The sequence below is a fragment of the Ruegeria sp. HKCCD7559 genome (genome assembly GCF_013110575.1).
GTDB lineage: Bacteria > Pseudomonadota > Alphaproteobacteria > Rhodobacterales > Rhodobacteraceae > Ruegeria.
Window position 1 is genome coordinate 24,430 of record NZ_WVQU01000004.1, and the last position, 23,105, is coordinate 47,534.

At 54.5% G+C, this 23,105-nt stretch carries 22 protein-coding genes; 9 read left to right on the forward strand and 13 right to left on the reverse strand.

From position 1 onward, the window contains the following. From GS605_RS12430 to GS605_RS12445, 4 genes are all read right to left on the reverse strand, one after another. On the reverse strand, positions 1–1,002 hold the full coding sequence (locus tag GS605_RS12430; protein WP_108861951.1) for an ABC transporter permease: 1,002 nt from the start codon (positions 1,000–1,002) through the stop codon (positions 1–3). After that, positions 999–2,522 carry a sugar ABC transporter ATP-binding protein gene (locus GS605_RS12435; RefSeq protein ID WP_171724188.1) on the reverse strand — a complete coding sequence of 508 codons (1,524 nt, stop codon included), beginning with the start codon at positions 2,520–2,522 and terminating at the stop codon, positions 999–1,001. The genes GS605_RS12430 and GS605_RS12435 overlap by 4 nt, the downstream gene beginning before the upstream one ends. Positions 2,523–2,606: 84 nt before the next feature. Next, positions 2,607–3,479 carry a sugar ABC transporter substrate-binding protein gene (locus GS605_RS12440; RefSeq protein WP_253283301.1) on the reverse strand — a complete coding sequence of 291 codons (873 nt, stop codon included), beginning with the start codon at positions 3,477–3,479 and terminating at the stop codon, positions 2,607–2,609. Positions 3,480–3,667: 188 nt separating this feature from the next. Beyond that, a complete protein-coding gene (locus GS605_RS12445; RefSeq protein ID WP_171724190.1) occupies positions 3,668–4,537 on the reverse strand; it encodes an SMP-30/gluconolactonase/LRE family protein in 870 nt (289 codons plus the stop codon). Between the two features lie 106 nt (positions 4,538–4,643). Here GS605_RS12445 and GS605_RS12450 point away from each other — a divergent pair, with 106 nt between their 5' ends. From GS605_RS12450 to GS605_RS12475, 6 genes are all read left to right on the forward strand, one after another. Next, entirely contained in the window at positions 4,644–5,315 is a 672-nt protein-coding gene (locus GS605_RS12450; protein WP_170431691.1) for a GntR family transcriptional regulator, read from the forward strand. A 137-nt stretch (positions 5,316–5,452) separates the two neighbouring features. Continuing rightward, a complete protein-coding gene (locus GS605_RS12455; RefSeq protein WP_171724191.1) occupies positions 5,453–7,018 on the forward strand; it encodes a sugar ABC transporter ATP-binding protein in 1,566 nt (521 codons plus the stop codon). 2 nt (positions 7,019–7,020) lie between these two features. Then, positions 7,021–8,007 carry an ABC transporter permease gene (locus tag GS605_RS12460; protein WP_174818509.1) on the forward strand — a complete coding sequence of 329 codons (987 nt, stop codon included), beginning with the start codon at positions 7,021–7,023 and terminating at the stop codon, positions 8,005–8,007. A gap of 56 nt (positions 8,008–8,063) precedes the next feature. Then, positions 8,064–9,059 carry a substrate-binding domain-containing protein gene (locus GS605_RS12465; protein ID WP_010437236.1) on the forward strand — a complete coding sequence of 332 codons (996 nt, stop codon included), beginning with the start codon at positions 8,064–8,066 and terminating at the stop codon, positions 9,057–9,059. A gap of 53 nt (positions 9,060–9,112) precedes the next feature. After that, positions 9,113–10,015 (forward strand): hypothetical protein, encoded by a 903-nt coding sequence (locus GS605_RS12470; RefSeq protein WP_171724192.1) that lies wholly within the window; start codon positions 9,113–9,115, stop codon positions 10,013–10,015. Next, the gene (locus GS605_RS12475; protein ID WP_171724193.1) at positions 10,003–10,812 is read left to right on the forward strand and encodes an NAD(P)-dependent oxidoreductase; all 810 of its coding nucleotides are present in this window, start codon (positions 10,003–10,005) and stop codon (positions 10,810–10,812) included. The genes GS605_RS12470 and GS605_RS12475 overlap by 13 nt, the downstream gene beginning before the upstream one ends. A gap of 526 nt (positions 10,813–11,338) precedes the next feature. Here GS605_RS12475 and GS605_RS12480 read toward each other — a convergent pair. Then, positions 11,339–11,698 carry a helix-turn-helix domain-containing protein gene (locus tag GS605_RS12480; protein WP_171724194.1) on the reverse strand — a complete coding sequence of 120 codons (360 nt, stop codon included), beginning with the start codon at positions 11,696–11,698 and terminating at the stop codon, positions 11,339–11,341. Between the two features lie 111 nt (positions 11,699–11,809). Between GS605_RS12480 and GS605_RS12485 the strand changes: the two genes are divergently transcribed. Beyond that, complete coding sequence (locus GS605_RS12485; RefSeq protein WP_171724195.1) at positions 11,810–12,466, forward strand: nitroreductase family protein; 657 nt, start codon at positions 11,810–11,812, stop codon at positions 12,464–12,466. 16 nt (positions 12,467–12,482) lie between these two features. Next, positions 12,483–13,343: a glyoxalase III HchA gene (gene hchA / locus GS605_RS12490; protein WP_171724196.1), complete on the forward strand. Its 861-nt coding sequence runs from the start codon at positions 12,483–12,485 to the stop codon at positions 13,341–13,343. A gap of 600 nt (positions 13,344–13,943) precedes the next feature. Here the strand turns inward: hchA and GS605_RS12495 are convergent. Genes GS605_RS12495 through GS605_RS12525 form a run of 7 tightly spaced genes read right to left on the reverse strand, consistent with a single transcriptional unit; the run spans position 13,944 to position 21,306 of the window. After that, positions 13,944–15,605 (reverse strand): Na/Pi cotransporter family protein, encoded by a 1,662-nt coding sequence (locus GS605_RS12495; RefSeq protein ID WP_253283302.1) that lies wholly within the window; start codon positions 15,603–15,605, stop codon positions 13,944–13,946. Positions 15,606–15,641: 36 nt separating this feature from the next. Further along, positions 15,642–16,436 carry a metallophosphoesterase gene (locus tag GS605_RS12500; RefSeq protein ID WP_171724197.1) on the reverse strand — a complete coding sequence of 265 codons (795 nt, stop codon included), beginning with the start codon at positions 16,434–16,436 and terminating at the stop codon, positions 15,642–15,644. Positions 16,437–16,438: 2 nt separating this feature from the next. Next, positions 16,439–17,248, reverse strand: a complete 810-nt coding sequence (locus GS605_RS12505; protein WP_170352096.1) for a carbohydrate ABC transporter permease — start codon at positions 17,246–17,248, stop codon at positions 16,439–16,441. Continuing rightward, positions 17,245–18,138, reverse strand: a complete 894-nt coding sequence (locus GS605_RS12510; RefSeq protein ID WP_117872581.1) for a carbohydrate ABC transporter permease — start codon at positions 18,136–18,138, stop codon at positions 17,245–17,247. Before GS605_RS12510 ends, GS605_RS12505 begins: the two co-directional genes overlap by 4 nt. A gap of 59 nt (positions 18,139–18,197) precedes the next feature. After that, positions 18,198–19,454, reverse strand: a complete 1,257-nt coding sequence (locus tag GS605_RS12515; protein WP_171724198.1) for an ABC transporter substrate-binding protein — start codon at positions 19,452–19,454, stop codon at positions 18,198–18,200. A 56-nt stretch (positions 19,455–19,510) separates the two neighbouring features. Continuing rightward, a complete protein-coding gene (locus tag GS605_RS12520; RefSeq protein WP_171724199.1) occupies positions 19,511–20,527 on the reverse strand; it encodes an ABC transporter ATP-binding protein in 1,017 nt (338 codons plus the stop codon). Between the two features lie 2 nt (positions 20,528–20,529). Continuing rightward, positions 20,530–21,306, reverse strand: coding sequence for a DeoR/GlpR family DNA-binding transcription regulator (locus GS605_RS12525; RefSeq protein ID WP_170637906.1), 777 nt, complete (start codon positions 21,304–21,306; stop codon positions 20,530–20,532). A gap of 268 nt (positions 21,307–21,574) precedes the next feature. Between GS605_RS12525 and GS605_RS12530 the strand changes: the two genes are divergently transcribed. Next, on the forward strand, positions 21,575–22,459 hold the full coding sequence (locus GS605_RS12530) for an HAD-IIA family hydrolase (RefSeq protein ID WP_170637904.1): 885 nt from the start codon (positions 21,575–21,577) through the stop codon (positions 22,457–22,459). A gap of 203 nt (positions 22,460–22,662) precedes the next feature. Here GS605_RS12530 and GS605_RS12535 read toward each other — a convergent pair whose 3' ends face one another. After that, complete coding sequence (locus GS605_RS12535) at positions 22,663–23,019, reverse strand: hypothetical protein (protein ID WP_171724200.1); 357 nt, start codon at positions 23,017–23,019, stop codon at positions 22,663–22,665. Positions 23,020–23,105 lie beyond the last annotated feature (86 nt).

A 23,105-nucleotide genomic window follows, 5' to 3' on the forward strand; every position in this document is an offset into this window, starting at 1 on the left:
TCAGGCCTCCTTCTTTACGTTAGACGACTGCTGCGATGAAGTGCGGCCGAACATTCGACCCATCAAGCCCGAAATCTCTGCACGCCACATGTCTATGCCGACGGCCAACAGAATGATCAGGCCCAACACGATGTTCTGAACCGAAGATGGCGCAGCGTTCAGGTTCAAACCATTCTGGACGATAACGATTGTCATCGCCCCCATCAGCGTGGCGAGGATGTTGCCACGACCGCCTGCAAGGCTGGCTCCGCCGACAACAGCAGCGGCAATGGCCTGCAGTTCCAACGTCTGGCCATAGTTGGGCGAACCAGAGTTGAGGCGCGCTGACATCAGGATCGCACCAACAGCCGTCATGAAACCAGCGATGACAAATGTCGTCGTCTGAACTTTTCGTACGTTGATACCCGTCAGAACGGCAGCGGCTGGGTTACCACCCACGGCATAGATCTCACGCCCAAGTTTCGTGAAGTTCATGGTGAACGCAGCAAGGACGTAGAAAAATACGAGGTAGAAGAAAGGCATCGGAACGCCGAACAGCTTGCCGTAGAAGATTGGCTCCAACGCCGGATCCAGCGAGAAGATCGGAGACCCATTGTTGAAGGTCAGGGCAAGGCCCCTGAAGGCAATCAACGCCGCCAATGTCGTGATAAACGACGGGATACGCCCGTAGGCTGTTATCAGCCCAATGAACAGACCAAGCAATCCGCCCATGAAGAGTATGAGGGGCAGCGCCAGAACCAGTGGAATGCCGACAAATTTCAACATTTGCGCAAGGATCATGGTCAGCAAAGCCACCATAGACCCGGAACTCAGATCGATGCCCGCAGCGAAGATCACGATAGTAGACCCGATTGCGATCAAGGCCACGATGCTTACCTGTAGCGAAAGGTTAGAAAGGTTGCCCGGGTTCAGGAAGCGTTCGGTCGTAAGGGCCACGATCAGTGCGACAATCACCATTGCTGCGAATGGCCCGATCAACTGGGTGTCAAAGATCCGCTTCATGCGAAAGCCTCCTTAGGCTTGGATTGGGGGGTGTCGGCGGACGCGCGAACAAGATCGTCATGCGTAAGGTCGGATGCATCGACCGTGCGCACTATCGTTCCGTGCTGCACGACGGCAATCCGATCGCTCATCGCAAGCAACTCATCATGGTCTGAACTGATTAGAATGATCGATTTTCCCGCCCGCGTGAGCCTGTTAATCAACTTATAAACAGCGATCTTGGCGCCGATATCGATCCCTTGCGTCGGTTCATCAAGGATCAGGATGTCAGAGGCTGAGAACAGCCAACGTGCAATCACGATCTTCTGCTGATTACCACCAGACAAGAAGTTGACCGTCTTTTCCTCGGCCTGGGTCGAGATTTCCAGATCGCGGATCAGGTCATGGGTGGCTTGCTCTTCCGCCTTAAGATTCAACACGCCGAACCGGCTTAGCCCGCCAAGGGACGCTGCGGTGACGTTCCCGCTTGCGCGGAAATTGAAGAACAACCCGTCAAACTTACGGTTCTCCGGAACAAGGGCCAATCCAGCACGGATCGCATCAATTTCCCGACGAAAGCGAACCGGTTTGCCGTTCAGTGATATCTGCCCGGCGGTTAGCTCATCTGTCCCGAATAGGGCGCGGGCAATCTCTGTGCGGCCACTGCCCAATACACCACCCAAGCCCAGAACTTCACCTCGGTGCAACGAAAACGATACATCTCTCACGCCCGAATTGGTGGCCAGACCCGCCGCCTCTAGCACAATATCCTTGGTCGCGTTCTGCTCCTTGGGATAATGCTCACCAATGTCCTCACCGACCATTGCGCTGACAATCTCAGAGACGTTGATCTTGGTCTCGCCACTTGCACGCACAACACAGCCGTTGCGCAAGATCGTCACTTCATCAACGATCCGTTCAACCTCATCCAGCCTGTGCGACACATAGAGAATAGCGGTGCCGCGCTCGCGCATATTGCGCAGTAGCTCGTGCAGGCGCTCGATTTCATCTTCACCCAATGCCGCCGTCGGCTCATCCAGGATGATCATGCGGGCGTCCATCGCGACAGCTTTCGCGATCTCGACCAGTTGTTGCTCGCCTACCGATAGCGAGCCGGTTATGGTTTCGGGTGAAACATCGACATCCATTTCCGCCAGAACCCGAGCGGCTTCGTTGTGGACCTTGGCCCAGTCGATCACGCCAAAGCGGGACCGAGGCATATTGCCAAGGAAGATGTTTTCGCCAACCGACAAGGTGGGCACGATAGAGAATTCCTGAAAAACTGTTGCGACGCCCAGTTCACGTGCCGCCTGCGGGTCGCTGATCGTGACCGGCTTGCCATTGTGCAGGATTTGACCGCTATCGGGTTGCTGCACGCCGGACAGTGTCTTGATCATAGTCGACTTGCCACAGCCGTTTTCACCCAGCAGCCCATGAATGGAACCGGGCAAAAGCCGGATGCAGACCTTGTCATTCGCCAAAACCCCAGGATAGGCCTTGGTAATATCGACAAACTCCCAAAGGGGCGTTGCGGGTGTCATCGCGATTGCCTCGACAAAAGTGAAACTCGGTTGAGTTGCGACCCGGCAGCACGCGCACGCGCCACCGGGAAGCGGGGAGAAAGCTCAGTACTCTTTGGACGGCTGCGGGAAGAGCTTTTCTGGCTCTTGCAGCACGCTTATCGCTCCGTCTTTGTCTTCAATCGATGTGGGCGTTTCGATCCAACCGCCGGGATAGGACCCGTTGAGCGCATCAATGGTTGCGTGCATAGCCGCTTTACCCATCAAAAACGGTGAGGTGTTGACGGTTGCCGTGATGTTGCCAGCCGCAATTTCTTCAAGGCCGGACGTGTCGCCATCGTTACCCAAAAGAACGATGTCATTGCGGCCAAGTGCCTTCGCAGCAAAGGATGCCCCAATGATCATGTAGTCGTTCGCTGCGAAGATCATGTCGAGATCGGGGTTCGACTGCAGGATATCCATACCAGCAGTGTTGCCGCCTTCAACGTTCCATTTACCATCAATGGATACCACAACGTCGAAGTTATCATTGCCCTCGATACCGTCGAGGAAGCCGCCCACACGTTCGGTCGAGTGATAGCCAGGCTGCCCTTCGATAATGCCGACCTTCAGCGGTCGATCACCATAAGTTTCAATGGCCCAATCAGCGATAGCATGCGTGCCGTTACGCTGAGAGTACCCGACAACGCCATGAATTGGTGTCGGAAAGTTCGGGATGTCCGAATTGATCATCAGAACTGCCATGCCCTTGTCTACTGCCTGCTTTAGCAGTGGTGCGGCAGCAAATTCATCGTGTGTCCCAAAGATGATTGCATCCACATCCTGCGTCAGCACATCCTGGATCATTCCCATTTGGCCGTTGATGTCCGCACCGGACTGGGGCGCAAGCATGAAGACTTCGACCCCGGCCTCAGCAGCAACCGCTTTGATGCCTTCACCAATGGCAATGTAGTAGTTGAACTCGGTCGCCGGCGGCATATACGCGATCCGGAACGTCTCGTTTTTGGGTTCTATTGCATCGATTGGCGCTTGTGCCCCGTCCTCAAGTGGAACCGGTGATGGATAATTTTCCGCCAGAGCGACCGTTGCTAGCGTGGCGAACCCCGCGGCAAGCGTAGTGGTCATTAGCGTTTTCAACATAGTTTTCTCCTCCAGAATTTCGTTGGTTATCCTTTGAATGGCGCGTCGATCACGCCACGAACGCCGGGTTTCACAGCAAAGAGGCCGCCGGATTCCGGTTCTTTTGTTAAAGCTGCTTCGTCACTCATCAGCCTTGAGCTCGTGATGAACAGCGTATCGAGATCAGGCCCACCGAAAGCGCAACAGGTAGGCTTCCAGACCGGCACCTCGATCACTCGATCTATCGTGCCGTCAGGTGCGACGCGAACAACGCGATGGCCTTCCCATTCGGCGTTCCAAACGCCCCCTTCGGCATCGACACAGGACCCATCAGGCAAGCCAGGTTCATCATTGAAGGAAGCGTGCTGCCGACGGTTCGAAACGGTTCCACTGCGGGTGTCGTAGTCAAACGCGACGATTTCCCGATCCGGGGTATCGGCGAAGAACATCGTCTCACCGTCGGACGTAAAGCAAGTCGAATTGGCGCAAGACACTGCTTCGATAATCGTCCGTACACTCAAATCCTTATCAACGCAGATGACCGATGAATCGGCGTTGCCAGACACTTCGTTCATGCCTCCAACAATCAATCGCCCCTGTCGATCGGTTCGCCCGTCGTTCAGCCGTGTTTCTGGGTTGTTCGGCTCGAATCGTGCCACGATGGTTTGCTCGCAATTGGGCGAATCGAACAAGACAACTCGATCCGCATAGGCAACGATCAGACCGCCAGACGCGCGCGGCGCGAAGCAACACACGCGCTCCGACATCTCATGAGAGGCAGTTTCTGACGTTGCAGGATCAAATGACCAAAGCGCACAGCCTTCAATGTCGGTCCACCAGACAAGACCATCGGCGGGATTCCAGAAAATCCCTTCCCCGTGCTGGTTCTTACAATCGACGACCAACTCTGCGCGCACTTTTTGATCTCCCAAATACATTCTGATATCTGATATACCAGCTTGCCTAATCTGGTGTATCAGATATCTTGCATCTGGCAACACCTTTTTTTGGAGATATCCTCAGATGGCGCTTGAGAGACCCAAGTCTTTGCGTGAACTCGCACTGGAACATTTGCGGAATAGTATTATCGATGGCTCCCTGAAAATGGGTCAGGTTTTGTCGGAGCGAAAAATCTCCGAAGAGCTGGGCGTATCAAAATCGCCAGTACGCGAAGCACTCGCTCAATTACGTGACGAAGGGTTGGTCAGTATCGAGCCTCAAAAAGGCGCACGCGTTTTTTCGCTGTCTGAGCCGGAAGTGACTCAGATCTGCGATTTCAGACAGGCTATCGAAACTGCCGCCTTTGAACTTGCATTGTTGCGGAACCCGGAAGGTCTTGCCAGCGACATGCAGCGTGTTGTGAAGGACATGGAGAAAGAACGCAGGCGAGGTAATGAAAAGGGCTACCTTTCACTGGATACCACATTTCATCAGTTGATTTTTGAACATGCCGGTAACGATTATCTGACGGCCAGCTATACACGCTACATCGGTAAGATTGCCGCATTGCGAACCCATTTGGCGAAGCTGCCACAGCATACTGAGCTCTCCTTCGACGAGCATTCGAAAATCGCTATTGCCGTTCGCGAAGGTGACATGGCCAAAATCAAATCTCTTCTCACAGCGCATATTGACCGCACCAGACAAGCCTACAAAAGCGCCGCCATCGTCCTCGAAGGAGCGACCGCATCCTAGCAAAAAACGTAGCTTCGTTGTGACGGGGGCCGGGCCAGAACGGCGCCGCCCCTTTCTTTTGGGCACCTCACGGTCTTTTCTTTTTCAGTTGACATCTGAGATATCAGATGCCAATCAAAAGGCGGGAGGAAGCTTGTATGACGCCAGCAATGAAACCTGACTCACCGGGGCTACAGCCACTGATCCAGCTGGATCGGGTTGGCAAAAGCTTCGGCACGAACATTGTTTTGGATGGCGTCGACTTTGAATTGAGACCCGGCGAAGTTCACGCGCTATGCGGGGAAAACGGCGCCGGAAAATCCACTTGTCTCGGCCTGTTTTATGGACTTCACCAACCTTCTGCTGGGCGTATCCTCTGCGACGGCAAGGAACAGCGAGTCGAAAGCCCATCGCACGCGCAATCCCTGGGCATCGGCTGTGTTTTTCAAGAACTCAGCCTCGCTGGCGCGCTCTCTGTTGCGGAAAACATCTATGCGGGGCGCGTACCCACCCGGTTTGGCGTAGTTGACTGGCCTGAACTGCGCCGCCGTGCGGAGGCGTTACTGGCGGAATTCGGTCTGGATATCGACGTCTCAACACCCGTGGAAAACTTGCCAATAAGCTCCCGCCAGATTGTTGAAATCGCCAAGGCGCTGTCGTTGAATTCCCGCGTCCTTTTGCTGGATGAACCGACATCAGCATTGGCACCCGACGAAGTAGACGCACTATTCGAAGTCCTAAAGTCCCTGACAAAGAAAGGGATTGGCATCGTCTATGTCAGCCACCATATGGCCGAGATTTTCCAGATCTCGGATCGCATTACCGTTTTGCGAGATGGGCGCCACATCAGCACTTTACCGGTTTCGGAAACTTCTCAGGAACAAGTCGTCGCCGAGATGATCGGCGGTGCTCACCCCGGTGATGTCACGCGGTCAGGTAAGGTTAACGGCGAAGAGGTTTTGCATGTCCGAGAATTAACCCATCCAGATGAATACGAAGACATTTCTTTCTCCATTAAAGCCGGAGAGATTGTAGGGATGGCAGGGTTGATGGGCGCTCGCCGCAGCGAGATTGTTCGATCGATTGTCGGGTTGATGCATGGCGCGACCGGGGAGATCAGACTGCACGGCAAGCCTGTTAACTTTGCGTCCTTGCGGCAGGCGATGCGTGCTGGGGTCGGGTTTGTTCCCGAGGAACGCAAGACTGAAGGCCTCTTTCTGGAACAATCACTCAGCGACAACCTGATCGCGGCCAGTCTTTCCGATCATGCGTCTGCTGGGTTCATGCGTTCGGGCTCGATCAAAGAAGCCAGCCAAACAGCCATTGACGCATTCAGTGTCAAAACCAGCGGGATCAACGAACTTGTTGGTGATCTCTCAGGGGGCAATCAGCAAAAGATAATGTTGGCCAAGTGGCTCAAACGCGCGCCAGCTCTTCTGATCATTGAGGAGCCCACAAAAGGGGTCGATGTCGGAGCCAAATTCCAAATCCACACGGAACTTTTGCGTCGAGCAGCCGAGGGAATGGCCATCCTCGTCGTGTCATCCGATTTTCCCGAACTGGTCTCTCTCTCGACCCGCATCCTTGTCGTCCACGACGGTCGCCTCATGGGAGACATCGCAGCCGCTGAGGCAACCGAAACCACGCTTCTTCAAATGGCCGCTGGAAATTCCGTTCCTATTGTGGACGCACCCCAAACCAATCAATCAGGAGTCGCGACGTGACCATGACCGCTCAAGCCAACTTGCCCATGAAGCGTCCGCTGCTGCGCCGTGTTCTACAAGCTTTTGTCGATATTCGTGAACTGACGCTGATCGTTCTGATCGCCGCCATCATCATCGTGATGTCCAACGTTAATCCCTATTTCCTCAGCTTCTCGAACTTTCGAGCCGTGGCCGTGGGCATGGCCCCCACCGCGATCATCGTGATCGGTATGGCGATCCTACTTGCATCCGGCGGGTTCGATCTTTCCGTTGGATCGGTTATGGCTTTGTCTTCTACCGTCGTAGCCATGCTGCTTTTGACTGGCATGCCAATTCCGCTCGCTGTGGTATGCGGATTAGTGTTGGGTGGAATTGTCGGGGTAGTCAACGGTTTGCTCGTGACCGGCCTCGGGATCAATCCGCTTATCGCGACCCTCGGCACGATGTCGATTGCGCGAGGCATCGCTCTTGTCCTGACGGAAGGTTTCTCTGTCTCAAGCCTGCCGGCATCATTTGCCTGGATCGGCAAAGCTGACATAGGCGGCTTTCCGGTAATCGTCTTGTTCACCATTCTGCTCGTCGTTCTGTTTGACCTGGCCGTCCGCCATACGCGCTTTTTCCGTCAGGTCTATTTCATCGGCGCCAATGAAAAGGCCGCGATGTTGTCAGGCATCCATGTCACACGCGTGCGTATCATTCTGTACGCACTGACCGGTATTCTGGCTGCTTTGGCGGGTGTATTGCTGGCCTCCCGTCTGATGAGCGGCACGCCCACGGCAGGAAACGGTATCGAACTTCAGGTTCTGGCAGCGGCTGTCATCGGTGGCGCATCCCTACGCGGCGGCGAAGGTACTATTCTTGGTGCTTTCCTCGGCGTCGTTTTCGTCGCGTTGATCAACAACACTATGACGATGCTGGCCGTATCGATCTACTGGCAGATGATCGTCATCGGCGGTGTACTCGTTACAGCGGTCGCCTTGGACATGCTGATCCGAAGCAAACGGGGCTGAGCCCGAAGCTTTCCAAAACTCAACAACAACTAAAGATCCAAAACAGGGAGACTACGATGACTGAATTGAATGTGAATCGGCGCAGGCTGCTGACAGCGGGCACCACCGCTGGATTGGCCGCAGCGTTCGGACTGCCCATGCTGTCCAAAGAAGCCATGGCGCAAGCGGCCGGCAAGGAGTATGTGTTCCTGTCCATCGTCACGCAGGTGCCGTTCTGGGTGGACTATCGAAATGCGATGGAAGACCTTGAGGAACTGATGGGCATCAAGGCCACATTCACGGGCCCGTTGGATTTCGACACGGCCGCACAAGCACGCCAGTTGGATGAACTGATCGCAAGACGTCCCGCAGGCATCCTTATCTTCCCCGGTGATCCGGCCACTCTGGCTCCCGGCGTCGAACGTGCGGTCGAGGCGGGCATTCCGGTCACATGTTGTATTGGCGATATTCCCGACAGTCCCCGGTCCACATTCCTTGGTATCAACGGCGTTCAGGCAGGACGTGTCGGCGGTGAAATGCTCGCGCAAGCGATTGGCGGGAAAGGCAAGGTTATCCTCGGCACTTTCCCTGCCCCCTCCACATTGGAGCGGGTCGAGGGGTACAAACAAATCTTTGCTGAGAAATACCCAGATATCGAGGTCGTCGACGTCGTCAACGATAAGGCCGATCCGTCCTATGCGCCGACAGCCTACCTTCAGGCAATTCAGGCGAACCCGGATATTGTTGGCATTGGCGGCACGGACGGCGACAGCGGCAAAGGCGCGGCAATTGCCGTCAATGAGGCAGGACGCAAGGACATCAAGATCGTCGCGATGGACCGAAATGATGATATGCTTCCCTATATCGAAGACGGCACAATTCACGGCGCTGTGGCTCAGAAATCCTATCTGGAGATCTTTCTCGCCTTCCACATGATGCATTGGCAGAACACTGATGCGCTGAAGGTCTTGCCCGATTGGAAGGCGGCTGGCATCAATCCTCTACCCGAGCGCGTTGAAACCGGGGTTATGCCGATTACTGCCGAGAACGTCGTCCAGTTCAAGCACACCTAAGGGATTGTCCCGGCGCATTCGATCGCGCCGGGAAACCGATAGGAGGGGGTTAAATGTCGGACAGATGGAGCGTTCTTCACCTGCAGCAAAACGATCTGCAGCTGGCACTCCTGCCCGGCATCGGGGGCCGCCTATGGGATATAAACTTCCAAGGTCGCTCCCTCCTGTTTAAGAACGCAGATCTCGACGGTTTGGATGTCGATGACACACGGCTTACTGATCTGCCCACACGCTCTCCACAATTTGGTTTTCCGCTCTGGGGCGGAGAGAAGACGTGGATCGCCCCAGATGCATCCTGGGTAAACGGCGCTCCGTTTCCCGTGTTGGACAGCGGCTCTTACCAGATCACTTCAAGAAGCAGCACTCGTATCGACATGACCAGCGCAGTATGCCCGACCTCGCACTTGTCAGTGTCGCGCCGCATCACGCTAACCTCGGCGGAAAGCTTGGAAATAGAACACATCGTGGTCAACCATGGGACCTCCTCGCGCCTGACCGGCATTTGGTCAGTCATGATGCTTAACACCCCCACCAAGGTCGGTGTCGAATTGGAAGACCCTGCATTTTATCCTGTTTTTGGCTCTGCCGAAGGGATGATAGCGACGCACGGCAAAAGCATTGTCGTGGATTGCAACAGACAGCAGGAATTCAAGGTCGGGCTACCGAACCCCAACGGTCGTACATTGATACGGTGCGGCGCTGATGCCCCGTTGCTAATGTGCTCGGTACCAGAACCTCAACAGGGCGATCAATTTGCACACGACTATCCGTTTGAGGTCTTTAATTCAGCCGATTACGCCTATTGCGAAGCGGAGTGGCACTCCCCGGCACGCAAGCTTGCACCAAATGAAACGCTGAGTTTTCGGCAGACGTTCTGCGTCTTGACGGATGAAGATGCAACCCAAATGCCATTGGGGCTCACAAACAACAAGGAGTTCCTGTCATGCATGTCTTGATTACAGGCGCAGGCGGGCATCTCGGCCGCAAACTTTTTGACGCGCTAGAAAGCGACCCCGACTACACCGTTTCTGGCATCGACATTCGCCCCGTTGACCATCCCGACATTCACACCGCAGACCTGTCCGACGACAGCAGTTGGGTCAGTTTGCTTAAGGGAGTGGACGTTATCGTGCATCTTGCCGGAGACCGAGAGCCCTCCGCCACTTGGGCCTCCGCGATCAAACACAATATGGATGCAACGCTTTCTCTCTATCACCATGCGGTAGCCATGGGCGTCAGCCGCGTGGTTCTTGCCAGTTCCAACTGGGTCCACGGCGACAAAAGATTCACGTACGACGTTCTCAACAGTACGACACCACCAGGGCCAGTAAACGCTTACGGCATGTCAAAGCTGTTCTGTGAACGGACAGGGGCCTATTTCGCCGAGCATCACGGACTGTCGGTCATCTGCTTGCGCATCGGCTGGACACAATGGACCCACGACAACCAACCCGGCACACACATGGCGATGGGCCGGTGGGGTCAGGAAATGTGGTTGAGTGATCGGGACTTTCTAGGCGGAATGCGCGCCGCAATAGATGCCGAGGATATTTCCTTCGCAGCCCTGAACCTAATGTCAGATAACCCAGGTATGCGCTGGGACATCACCGAAACACGACAAGCGATTGGCTATTCTCCAAAGGATGGAAGCCCCGCGAAAATAACATTGGGCATTTCCTTGAGATCCATGCTGCAGCGGCTGTTTACAGTCCGGTTCCCTAGTTATTTCACGACACGTTTTCCAGATTGGTAGAGTATAATGCCCGGACATTGTTGCGTCTCGCATTCAGTTTCCGAAATCTCGCACGGAAGTAAGCGCTGAAAAGGTCATCTTTGTCCGCTTCGCGGTAGACGGAGAGCGACATAACGAGCGCCAGATTTGGCAACCATTGATGTTTGATACTTCGATGACGACTTGCGCACATCGTTGAAGCGGTTTTATGTGAAGCGATCTCTGGTTGAGTGCTCAGCCCCCAAGCGGACCAAACGAACCACTACTTCAATCGCCGGATTGCAGTCATTGATCCTGTTTGCAGAGAAAGTCAGCGAAGAGCCCAAGGCAGTCATAGTGACTTTGTGCTGTGCGCACACGCAGCGCGAAAATCGCTGCGCCTGCGTGGTTCTCGGCGCTGCTAGGCAGCGGAAAAACCTGCCATTCGTTCGGGGCGCGGAGAGCTACTTAGAGGGCGAAGATAAAGTAGCGGACAAAGGGGCAATTCGCTGCGGGAGTATCAATGTCTCCTATCAAAAAACAGTGGTTCTCGGGAAATTGTCTGGCTTCAGTCAGACCTGTCATACGCTTCCCGTGCGGCATCAATCTCGCTCAAGTGTTCCAATGCCCAATAGCCCAAAGCGCTGACCGGCTCGCGAAACGACTGCCCCATCTGAGTCAGATTATATTCGACCTTGGGCGGGATCGTTGGATATTGGGTCCGGTTCACAAGCCCATCCCGTTCCAACTCCTTCAGCGTCAGGCTCAGCATACGCTGCGAAATGCCCAGGTTTCGCTTGATCTCGTTGAAGCGCATGGTTCCGTATTGAGCCAGCGAGATGACCACCAGAACGCTCCAACGGTCGCCCACTCGTGACAGGACCTCGTTGATACGCTTGCAATCGGGGCATTGTTTGTCGTCCAGCATGGCAGTTCCCAATTTGTGACCAAGGGTCAAAAATGTGCCTTCTTGCGGCAGAAATCAGTTCTCATTAGTTAGTCAGTCACAAATATATACTGCTCATCTCGGGCCCTGACAATGGGATCAACAACTGTGACCGCAAAAACACTGAACGACCACCTGAACTGGCGCTACGCCACCAAGAAAATGGAATCTGGCAAAGCCGTTCCACAAGACCAAGTCGATGCCATCGTCGAAGCTGTTCGCATGGCGCCGACGTCAAGCGGCACACAACCATTTGAGCTGATTGTGGTCACAAACTCCGATATCCGGGCAAAGATCGCCGAAGCGGCGTCAGGTCAGGCACAGATCACAGATGGGTCGCACCTCTTGGTGTTTGCCGCTTGGGACAATTACACCGAAGATCGTGTTGATACAGTCAAGCAATTAAATGTTGCGGCCCGAGGCGACCTGCCTTTGATCCATGGCTACTACGACAATCTGAAAGCCAACTATTTGCCGCGCGAGGCCGAGGTGAACTATGCCCATGCAGCGCGTCAGGCTTATATCGCATTGGGCATTGCCCTCATTGCAGCCGCAGAACAAGAGGTCGACAGCACGCCGATGGAAGGGTTTGACCCCGATGCTGTTGACGACATTCTTGGTCTTAGGGAACGTGGTCTTCGTTCCGTCGTTTTGATGCCATTGGGTTATCGAGAAGAGGCCAGCGATTGGCTGCTGCCGATGCCAAAGGTCCGCAAGTCGCGCGATGCTATCGTGACAGAAATCAAATGAGCGCGGACGGAATCACATGAGCTTTCTAAGAAATCTGTTCAAAGCAGCCCCCACGCCCACAGAGGACGGTGCCTTTCATCCGTCACCCCTTGCCTTGAAACTCGCGACCGCATCCAAGACGGATTATTATGGCGGGGCCTATGCCAACCCTTACAGGGGCGGTGACAAGCGCGTGCTGATGATCTGCACCGAAGAGCGCAACATGACCATGGCCAATGGCAAGAAATTTTCGACCGGGAACCACCCGGTCGAAATGGGCCTGCCGATGTTGCACCTGCTGGCCGCCGGTTTCCAGATCGACATTGTCACACCCACGGGTGCCCCTGCCGTTATTGAAGACTGGGCCATGCCGCGCGAAGACGAAGCCGTTATGAAGCTGTATCGCGACTATGCCGATGCCTTTGCCAACCCCGGCAGCCTCGCCGATTTCGTGGCGAATACAATGACTGATGATGCGCTTTACGTGGGGGTCTATCTGCCGGGTGGCCACGGGGCCATGTTGGGCCTGCCAGAGAACGAAGACCTGGGAAAACTTCTCCGGTGGGCGCACAAACAGGACCTTTTCACGCTGGCGATCTGCCACGGACCGGCCGCCCTGCTTGCTGCGGGCGATGGCCCATCGTTCATCTACAACGGTTACAAGATCGCGGCCTTTCCTGATGCGGTCGACAAACAAACGCCGATGATCGGCTACATGCCGGGCCATATGCCGTGGAAGTTCGGCGAAAAGCTGAACGCTCTCGGTGTGGAAATCATCAATTCCAAGGCCGACGCCACATGCCACATCGACCGCCGTCTCGTTTCGGGCGCAAGCCCCAAAGCGGCGAACGCATTTGGAAGGTTGGCGGCGGAAGCGCTGTTGAAGAACGTGCGGTAGACGGAAGCAGGTGCGGCGTGCATGCGGACATTCGTGCATCACGCAGCATCGGCAATTCCGGGCTCTCCTGGCACCTTCGCCGCGATCTGCGCTAAGGGCGGGTCTGATATGGATCGACTTTCGCTACACACCGCATGAACAAGCAAGACGCAAACAAATTCGCCATCGGCAAAATCGCAAACAATGGCGGTTGTCCAGCCCACAGCAGGCATAGTTTTTTTGACGCCGAGCAGTTTGCCAGCATACGATAGGGCGATTGTGAATACCACAACCGATGGCGAGACATTTGACCAATCATTCACTCAATTTTCGTGGCAACCACGTAGCCTTGGCAACAAAACAATGGGAAACAAATATTTAGCTATTTCCTCTCAACACACTCATAAATTTTTCTGGTACGCCCCCGGTCAATTTGAATTTGAGCGACCGTGGTTGGCTGACACAGTATTATTTCCAATCAACTTAATAAGCTGACCCATTGGATGAACTGTTTTAAGTTTGATCAATTTCCATTTTTTCGTCTGATTGCCAGCGCTTCCCGGCTCGGGAAAGTGGATTGTCTTGAACTAGGACTGTATCTTCATCACTCTATGAAACCGTCTATTCATTTGCCAATCGGCTTTCCAACAACTGTCCACTTTCTTTCAAAAGCGGATAGGCGATCATCGCGAATGCCGTGTTTAACATTTTCAGGGCGCGCAACAGATCAAGGTGAATTGCACTGGTTTCGATGGTTTCGGACACCCCAGCACGCAGCCGGGTAAGGTGCGCGCGCTCCAGCTTTCTCTCGATCTCGCGGATCATTTCCTTTTGCTGCACCAGTTCCCGTGCTGCCCCGGCATCCTCAGTCATCAGTACTGCGATTCCGTGCTGAACGTTGCGCAACACACGGTCATAGAAATCAGTCAGTTCCTGCCAGCCCTCGTTCGAAAAATTCACGTTTTCCGCACTCTTGCGCTTGGCCAATTCGACCATTTTCCGCGCAATCGTATCCGCCCCGGCCTCAAGGTTCACCGCCACGCCGGACAGATCAAATGCCCGCGTACCGGTGTCCTCTTTCGGATTTTCGCTTTTGACTCCAGACAAATAAACCCGCAGGTCGAGCGACATCCGGTCAATGTCGACCTTTTCCCTTTTCAGTTGTTGAGCAATGGCATCATCGTAATTGTCAAAAAGTGTCATTGAGTCCCGCACCATGATCTCGATCCTATTGCCCATTTCGACCAACTCACGATGGGCACAGGCAAAGGCGCGCGACGGCTGGTTCTGAACCGAAGGATCCAGGGCCGTACGTCCGTTGGTCTTGGCGCTGTTTTTATTGTCATCAGCGATTATACTCTCCGCCAAACGCATTATCGGGCCAAGAAACGGAATACAGACAACAAGTAGCGCAAGGTTGAACAGAAGATGCAGGTTCAAAACCTGCTGAACGGGGCTGGCCCCGGGAACGAGGTCAACACCGTCAAGCCGGTAGAGCAAAAACAGCACCAGCCCCGCCCCACCACCACGCAGGAACAAGTTGCTAGACACGACCCGCCGCACCGAGACATCGGCCTGCAAGGTCAGAACAAACGCAATAAAGGCACCGCCCAGATTGGCCCCAAGGACCATGGCAAAAGCCGCCGACAGGGGCAGAACGCCCTGAGCCGCAAGGGTTGCAAACAACAATATCGCTGCAACGCTGGAATGCACCAGCCAGGCAAAAAAAGCGGCCAGCAAAAAGGCCGTCAACGGATCAGCAGACAGGTAAATCAAGGCCCCCGAAGCGGCCTCGCTGTTTGCCAGCGGCGCGCTGGCATCGCGAATAAGGTCAAGCGACAGAAAAATCAGGGCCAACCCAATAAGGATCCGACCAACTTGGCGCACGCTGCGTCGGGAACTGCGCAGGAAAATCAGCACCCCGATCAAAAGTAGCAAGGGCGTCAGCAAAGCAATCCGGGAATTCATGATCTGGGCTACGATGGCAGAGCCAAGGTCCGCCCCCAGAATAATGGCCAACCCGGCGGTGCCGCCAACCGAACCCGCGGCCATGAATCCGGCAAGCAGCATTGCGACGGCAGTGGAACTTTGCAGCAGGATCGCAGTCAGCGTGCCGGTTCCCGTCGCGGCCAACCGGTTTCCCGTCGACCGACGCAACCAAAGCCGCAACTGGCTTCCAAAGGCTCTCTCAAAACCGGTGCGCACGAGGCGAACAGCCCAGATCAGAAGTGCCGCAGCAGCAGCCAAATTCAAAACAATAATTATGGGTGAGCTATCCATCATCACCGGGTCTTTGGTTTCCGGGCCAATCCGGCCACTTCAGAATGAATACGGTCCCTCGGCAGCGTCTAGCGAAACAACGCTCCATATACCGCTCTTTCCGGTTTCGAGAACTGCACAGCCCGTAGGACCAGAAAAAAAACCAGCAGGAGCCACCGCGCGCCGGTCCAGTGCAAAACCGCTGCAAAGGCCCGGCGCTGTCATGGCAACGTGACCGCCAACGCGACCAATGTGAACGCCGTGGACATGCCCAGCCAGCACCGTGATATCCTCTGAGTGCATTGAAAGAATTTCTGCCAGATCGGAACGGTTCTCCAATCCGATAACATCCATGAAATCAATCCCGATGCTAAACGGCGGATGGTGCAACATAACGACAACCGGCCCGTCAAACCCAGAGAGTTCCCGCTCCAAAAGATCAAGACTTTCCCGGCGCAGCCTGCCACCGCCCTGTCCTTCGACCAGCGTATCAAGCCCGATAACACGCGTATCGCCCACTGTATCCGCCCAGTCGACAAGCCCGTCCGGCGGCATGATGCCAAGGCCTGAAAAGGCCTCTTGCATTGGCTTGCGCGCATCATGATTTCCAGGAACAACGTAAATCGGCAGGGCAAACCGCTCCAGTTGAGTGCGTGCGAAATCGTAGCTGTCCGGGCTACCATCTTCGCTGACGTCACCAGTGACTAAAACCGCGTCGAGCGGGCCAAGAGCTTCGCCTTTATCGATCAATCGGTCGATGGCCCCGATCAGGATCGCGCGGGTATCAAGCACGCCTGAACACAGATCGCCATGCCCTACCGCGTGCAAGTCACTTAGATGCAGAAATGTCGCCATGACTATTTGATCCCCGCGCGCAGGAAGGCCTGAACGAATTGACGCTGGAACACGAGGAACGCGATCAACAAGGGCGCAACCGACATCATCGTAGCCGCCGAAATGACGCTTATATCCACACCATTTTCCGGTGCGCCAAAGATCGACAGGCCAACCGTCAGCGGTCGTGTGTCGGGAGAGTTGGTCACGATGAGCGGCCAGAGGAAGTTGTTCCAGTGGGTCGATACCGACACCAACGCATAAGCAAGATATGTCGGGCGCGCCAAGGGCACATAGACTCGCCAAAGAATTCCGAACCAGCCGCAGCCTTCGACGCGCGCTGCCTCATGCAGTTCTATAGGAACACCCTTAAACGCCTGCCGCATTAGGAAAATGCCAAAGGCAGAGGCCATATAGGGCATTCCGACGCCAAGAATCGTGTCAAACAACCCGAGGCGTGACACCATTGCATAGTTTTCCACGATCAACACTTCAGGCAGGATGAAAAGTTGCATCAGCACGAGGATGAACACGAAATCCCGACCCGGAAACTGGACCTGGGCAAAGGCAAATCCTGCCAGCGTCGTGACAAAGAACTGACCAATAAGGATCACCGTCACTAAAAGGAAGGTATTGAGGAAATAGCGTAGCCACGGCGCCCCCTCCCAAGCTGTGCGGAAATTGTCGAGCGTCCATGGCGACGTGATGTTAAAGTTGACCGCGTCAGAGGTGCTGTGGAACGCCGCCCAAAAGGCAAAGACCAGCGGGGAAATCCAGATCACGGCCAACAATAGTGCGCCAAAGGATTCGATATGCCTGGAAAATCCGCTCATTGGTAGTGGGTCCGCTTGTCGAGTATGGTGAACTTGACGCCGGCAACCACGCCAAGCACGACAAGCACCAGGATGGTCATTGCCGCTGCGTGGGGCGCATCAAAGAAGGCAAAGGCCATTTCCCAGATGTAATAAAGGATAAGCTTGGAGGCGTCGTTGGGCCCGCCCTTGGTCAGGATGAACAAATGATCGATCAATTTCACAGAGTTGATCAACGCATTGACCATGATAAATAGCGTCGTCGGCATCAACAACGGCAGCACGATCCGGCGCGTATAGGTCCAGCGGCTGGCGCCTTCAATGTCGGCAGCTTCCTTGAGGTCCTCAGGGATCGTCTGCAAGGCCGCCAGATAGAAGATCATGAAAAACCCAGCCTCTTTCCAGATCGTCACGATGATTACAGCCCACAGCGCAGTTTCAGGCTGTCCCAGCCAGTTGATTGAGGGAAGGCCAAACAGACCGCCGATCTGGTCAAGCACACCCAATCCGGGAGTATAAAAAAACAGCCAAAGGTTTGCCGCTGCGATCATTGGCAGGACCGTGGGCGTGAAATAGGCGGTGCGTACAAACCCGCGAGCCGGGATCTTTGAGTTCGCCCAAAGCGCCATCGAAAGCGCAATTGCAATAGAAATAGGGATGGTCGCGCCCGCATAGATCAAGTTGTTCACAACAACTTTCCAAAAGGTTGGGTCGGCAAACAGGTCAGCATAGTTCTCACCGCCGACAAATTCGCTGGGGCGTCTTCTGGTTTCTCGGCTGAACAAACTCGACCACAAGGTCGCAAGCGAAGGATAAAATGCAAACGTCGTCAGCAGGATTGCCGCTGGTGACAACAGGATCCAACCGTAGATGGCCTGTCGACGACGCTCGATGTTCACATGCTCTGCCATATAGCGACCCTCAAGGTTGGGCGCGTCGGGCATCTCTGCCCGACGCCAGGGAGTTGAGGTTACTGGTAATCACGCAGCAGGCGCACAGCCGCCGCCTGGGCTTCCCCCAGCGCGTCTTCAGCCGATTTTGTGCCGGTCAAAGCCGCCTGAATTGCGTTGTTCAGACCTTCGCGCACGCGTGCGGTTTCAAAGGTCGAGAATTCGGCAACAGCATTTTCCAGTTGGTTTCGGGCAACGAGAGCGGGTGGGAACTCTTCTGTATAGGATTTAAGAGCCTCGGTTTCATACGCTGCCGGAGACACGCCCATATATCCGGTCGCGATGGACCACGCTGCCGCTTGCTCGGGCGAGGTCATGAATTCGATCAGCTTCATGGCAGCCGCGCGCTCTTCGTCCGATGTCTCCTTGAAAACATAGAAGTTGCCGCCGCCGGTAGGCGAACCCAGCCGCACATTGGCCGGAAGCTCGGCGACGCCAAAGTCAAAACTGGCGTTGTTCTTCACAGCCGTAAGGTTGCCGGTCGAATGCCACATCATCGAGGTCTGACCTTCGAGGAACGCCTGCCGCAGGGTACCCCATTCAACGGTGCCAGTGGGCATGATGCCATGCTCCTGCGACAGCGACTGCCAGAATTCCAACGTATCGACAACAGTTTCGTCATCGAAATAGGTGGTCAGGCCGTCATCGGACATCACCTCCTTGCCGTTCTGGATCGCCAACGCCTGGAACATCCAATAGGGATAGCCTGTCGATGGGATCATCAGGCCATAGGTGTCGTCGTTGGTCAGTGCCTTGCCCATGCTGATCAGCTCGTCCCAGGTCTTGGGCGGCGCCTCGGGGTCAAGACCTGCCGCACGAAACTGGTCCTTGTTGTAATAGGCAACGATAGTTGAACGCTGGAACGGAATGCCCCAAGTTTTACCCTCGATCCGGCCATTGGCCATCAATGCAGGATAAAAGCTGTTTAGCCAGTCCGGGTTAACCCCGTCGATATCTTCGTAAGCCACGATCAGATCCTGCTCGATCAGATCATAGGCATCGATTGAGAACATCACCGCCAGCTGAGCCGGTTCACCCGATGCAAGTGCAGACAAGGCACGAACGCGCGTGTCATCATAGTTGCCTGAATAGATCGCGTTGACCTTGATGTCAGGGTTGGCGGCTTCAAAATCGGCAACGATGCCATCCACTACCTCGGTCAGCGCGCCGCCAACCGCGATAGGATAATACATTGTTAGTTCCGTCTCAGCCGCCGCCGCCGATGTCAGCGCAGTGGCCGAGACGGCAGCCAAACTTATTTTCTTAATAACGTTCATTTTTTCCTCCCAGTGATGACAGTTATTCTTGTCTTTCCAAAGTTCAGTTGCTTGACCTATCCGGCCAGTCGCTTGCCCATGTCGTCAAAGAAATGCAGGTCTTCATCGGCAAAGCTGATCTCCAGATCTTCTCCTGCCGGAATATGTTTTAGTCCGGGCATGGATACGGTCAGACCATTGGCAGCAGGATGTGACAGGCCAATGAAGGTCTCGGAACCCAGGAATTCGCATTCCGACACTTTACAAGTCAGCCTGCCCTTGCCCGATTCCACCACCTTCACCGCTTCGGCGCGAAGTCCAATTGTCGTGGCGCGCTCAAATCCCGGCACGCCTTCAGACTTGATCAGCGCCATTGGCGGGGCACCGACAAACTCGGCGACAAAGGTGTTAGCAGGCTTGTAGTAAAGCTCTTCCGGTGAACCTGTCTGCTGGATATGGCCGTCTTTCATCAGCACGACCATGTCGGCCATGCTCATCGCTTCGGTTTGGTCATGCGTGACGTAAACTACGGTGATGCCCAAATCGACCTGAAGTTTTTTGATGTCCTTGCGCACAGAGGCGCGCAGCTTGGCATCAAGGTTCGAAAGCGGCTCATCCATCAGGCACAGCGGCTGGTTTGCCACGATCGCACGTGCAAGCGCCACACGCTGGCGCTGACCACCCGACAATTCCCCCGGCTTACGCTGCTCATAGCCCAGCAAGCCAGTGATCTCGAGCGCCCGGGTCAGTTTCTCGCGCCGTTCCGCCGCACCGACTTTCCGCACCTTGAGGCCAAAAACAACGTTTTCCGCGACACTCAGATGCGGGAACAATGCATAAGACTGGAACACCATCGACAGATTGCGTTCTGCAGGGGCAGAAGTAGTGATGTCACGCCCGTCAATGACGATCCGCCCCTCATCCGGCAATTCTAGTCCCGACAGCAATCTCAGCGTCGTTGACTTGCCGCAGCCCGACGGGCCAAGCAGCGCTACGAACGAACCACGCGGGATCGAAAGATCAATATTCTCGACGCCAAGCTGCCCATTCCAGCGCTTAGCAATATTGTCGACGTGAACAAACGGTTCTGCCATATTCAGCGCTCTCCTTGTGAGTAAGTAATGGCTTCGCCCAAACTGTCTGCGAGATCGGAAAATTCAGGGCCCGGAGGACGGTCGCACACGACAACGTCGACATCCGAGATGTTGCCGCCCAATGCTGGCGCAATGCGACCAAATTTACTGCTGTCTATTACGAGAATCGATTTGGCTGCGTGCTGCTGCATTTTCATTCTCACCCGAACCTCAGCTGGATGAAATTCTAACAACCCACCATCATGCGCCACACCGGCAACGCCAAATATTGCGAACTCGGCACGAAACCTGTCAAAGAAGTCGGTTGCTTCTTCGCCGATAAAATCACGATCGGGCAGGCGCAGCTCGCCTCCTGGCAAAAGGATACGGTTTGAGATTTCATTACTCAGCGCCATCGCGGCACTTAGGTTGTTCGTGATGACCGTTAACTCCTGGTGGCCGGACAGTGCCTTAGCCACTTCGAGCGGAGTCGACCCAATTGAAAGGAACACGTTCGCCCCATTGGGAATCATGCTCGCAACAAGTTCGGAAACCGACCGTTTGCCACGTAAGTTCGTTCCGGCTCTCTGATCAAACGGGGTATTCAAACAGCTTTCAGCCAGCTCGATCCGCCCGTGCGCGCGTCGCAGGTTTTCACCGTCGCACAAAATGTCCAGATCACGGCGGATGGTTTGCGTCGAGACCCCTAGCATTTCCGCTAAGGCCCCCACACTGACACCGCCACGCTCTTGCACGATCTGCTGGATAAAATCCCTCCGTCTGATCTTCTTTGACGCCATTTATCCCCCTTCAAGTTGCCAAAACCATACCACCAAAAAACAACAAAACAACATTTTTTAGTCAAAACCACATGGAACGTTGAAGGGTGACTTAATCGCAAGTGTCGAAAAATTATATTTTTCAAAGATTTGCGCGCAAAGCTTCAAAACCCGCTAGTGGCGACTTGCTAAAAATGTTGTTTTTTCTTCCATTTTATTTTGTTGATGTTACATTCCGAATTGCGTCAAACCTGTCGGGGACGCCCATCAAAAAAGGACATTTGGACACATGCTTGACGCCAACTCGATATTTTCGCGTTATCAGTCCATACGTCCCAGACTCCCAAAAGCAACATTCACCGCAGCCACTCTGGATATCGAGTCACTTCTGGATATTGGCAACGAAGTAGACGCCTTTGTTTTTGATGCTTTTGGCGTTCTAAATGTTGGCGAAACTCCGATTCCCGGCGCGGCAACTCGTTTGAAAGAGCTCAGGGAGGGAGGGCACCAGATTCGCATTCTTTCCAATGCTGCCAGCTATAATCACGAGGGCGCGACTGCCAAATTTCAAAAGCTCGGAATGCAGGTTGATTCAGATGAGATTGTAACCAGTCGCGACGCAGCCTTGGCAAACCTGAACGACGTTCTGTGGGGCTGCATCGCCTCTCCGTCTGACGATCTGACGGACATCTTATCCGAGACGATCAGGCTTGAGGCAGACCAGACAGACTTTGACCGCGCTGACGGTTTCTTGTTTCTCTCGACCGAAATCTGGCAACAATCTCAACAATCCATGCTTTGCGACAGCTTGTTGGCGAACCCGCGCCCAGTGGTGATCGCAAATGCTGATCTGGCAGCGCCACGAGACTTCGGATTCTCACTGGAGCCCGGTCACTACGGGCATTTGCTGGCAGATGAGGGCCTTCAAGACATCAAGTTCTTTGGCAAGCCATTTCCGGAAGTATTTGAAATGGTCGAAGCCACGCTTCCAGGAATTCCGCCCGAACGCATCGCGATGTGCGGTGACACTCTTCACACCGATATCCTCGGTGCAGCAGCACGGGGTTGGCGCACAGTCCTTGTCGCGCAAGATGGAGTGTTTTCGGGGCTGGATACTCGCACTTTTTGCGAGCAATCGAGCTTGACACCGAGCTGGCGCCTACTTCGCATATAGAAAACATCGTGATGCTCCCACTTTTGGCGAAGTATCAGACCGAAAATTAGCCTTGGTTCGAACGGCGGCTATGTCCCAAACAGCGGTCGACTTCGAACCGCGTCTCGAATGGCAGTTTTCTGCAACCAATGCACGAATTGCAGCGTCATAACAAACCGCGAACATCACTGAACGGGTGTTATGTGAAGCGATCTCTGGTTGTATCATCGGCCATCTGGGTCGTCATCACTCCAGTGCCCCAATTCATAAATGCCCTGTTTTTTCATACGACGTATAAAAGCAAGGTAGTTTATCACTTGATCGACCTCATCCATGTCTCCGGTGGCATAGGCGACTGCAATCATCTTGAACTGAGCTTCAGGATCCTCCGCTACTTTTTCGTCACACCGATCCGCACTATTTTCAGTCCCAAATGAAGCGGTCCGTACTTTGTCCACTTCACCCTTCATCTCATTGAGATAGGCCTTCTTACTGAGTTCGGGGGCGTTCTCGCCCAACTTAACCACGGCCTCCCAAATTGGATTGAGCCGTTCAAAAAGATCATTTCGACCATCAGTCATGTCTCTTCACCTCGCAGTTTAACAATTGCTTGTAGTTGGCCTATAGGGAAAACTGACAGCGGCCTACGCAATGAAATACTTGTAAC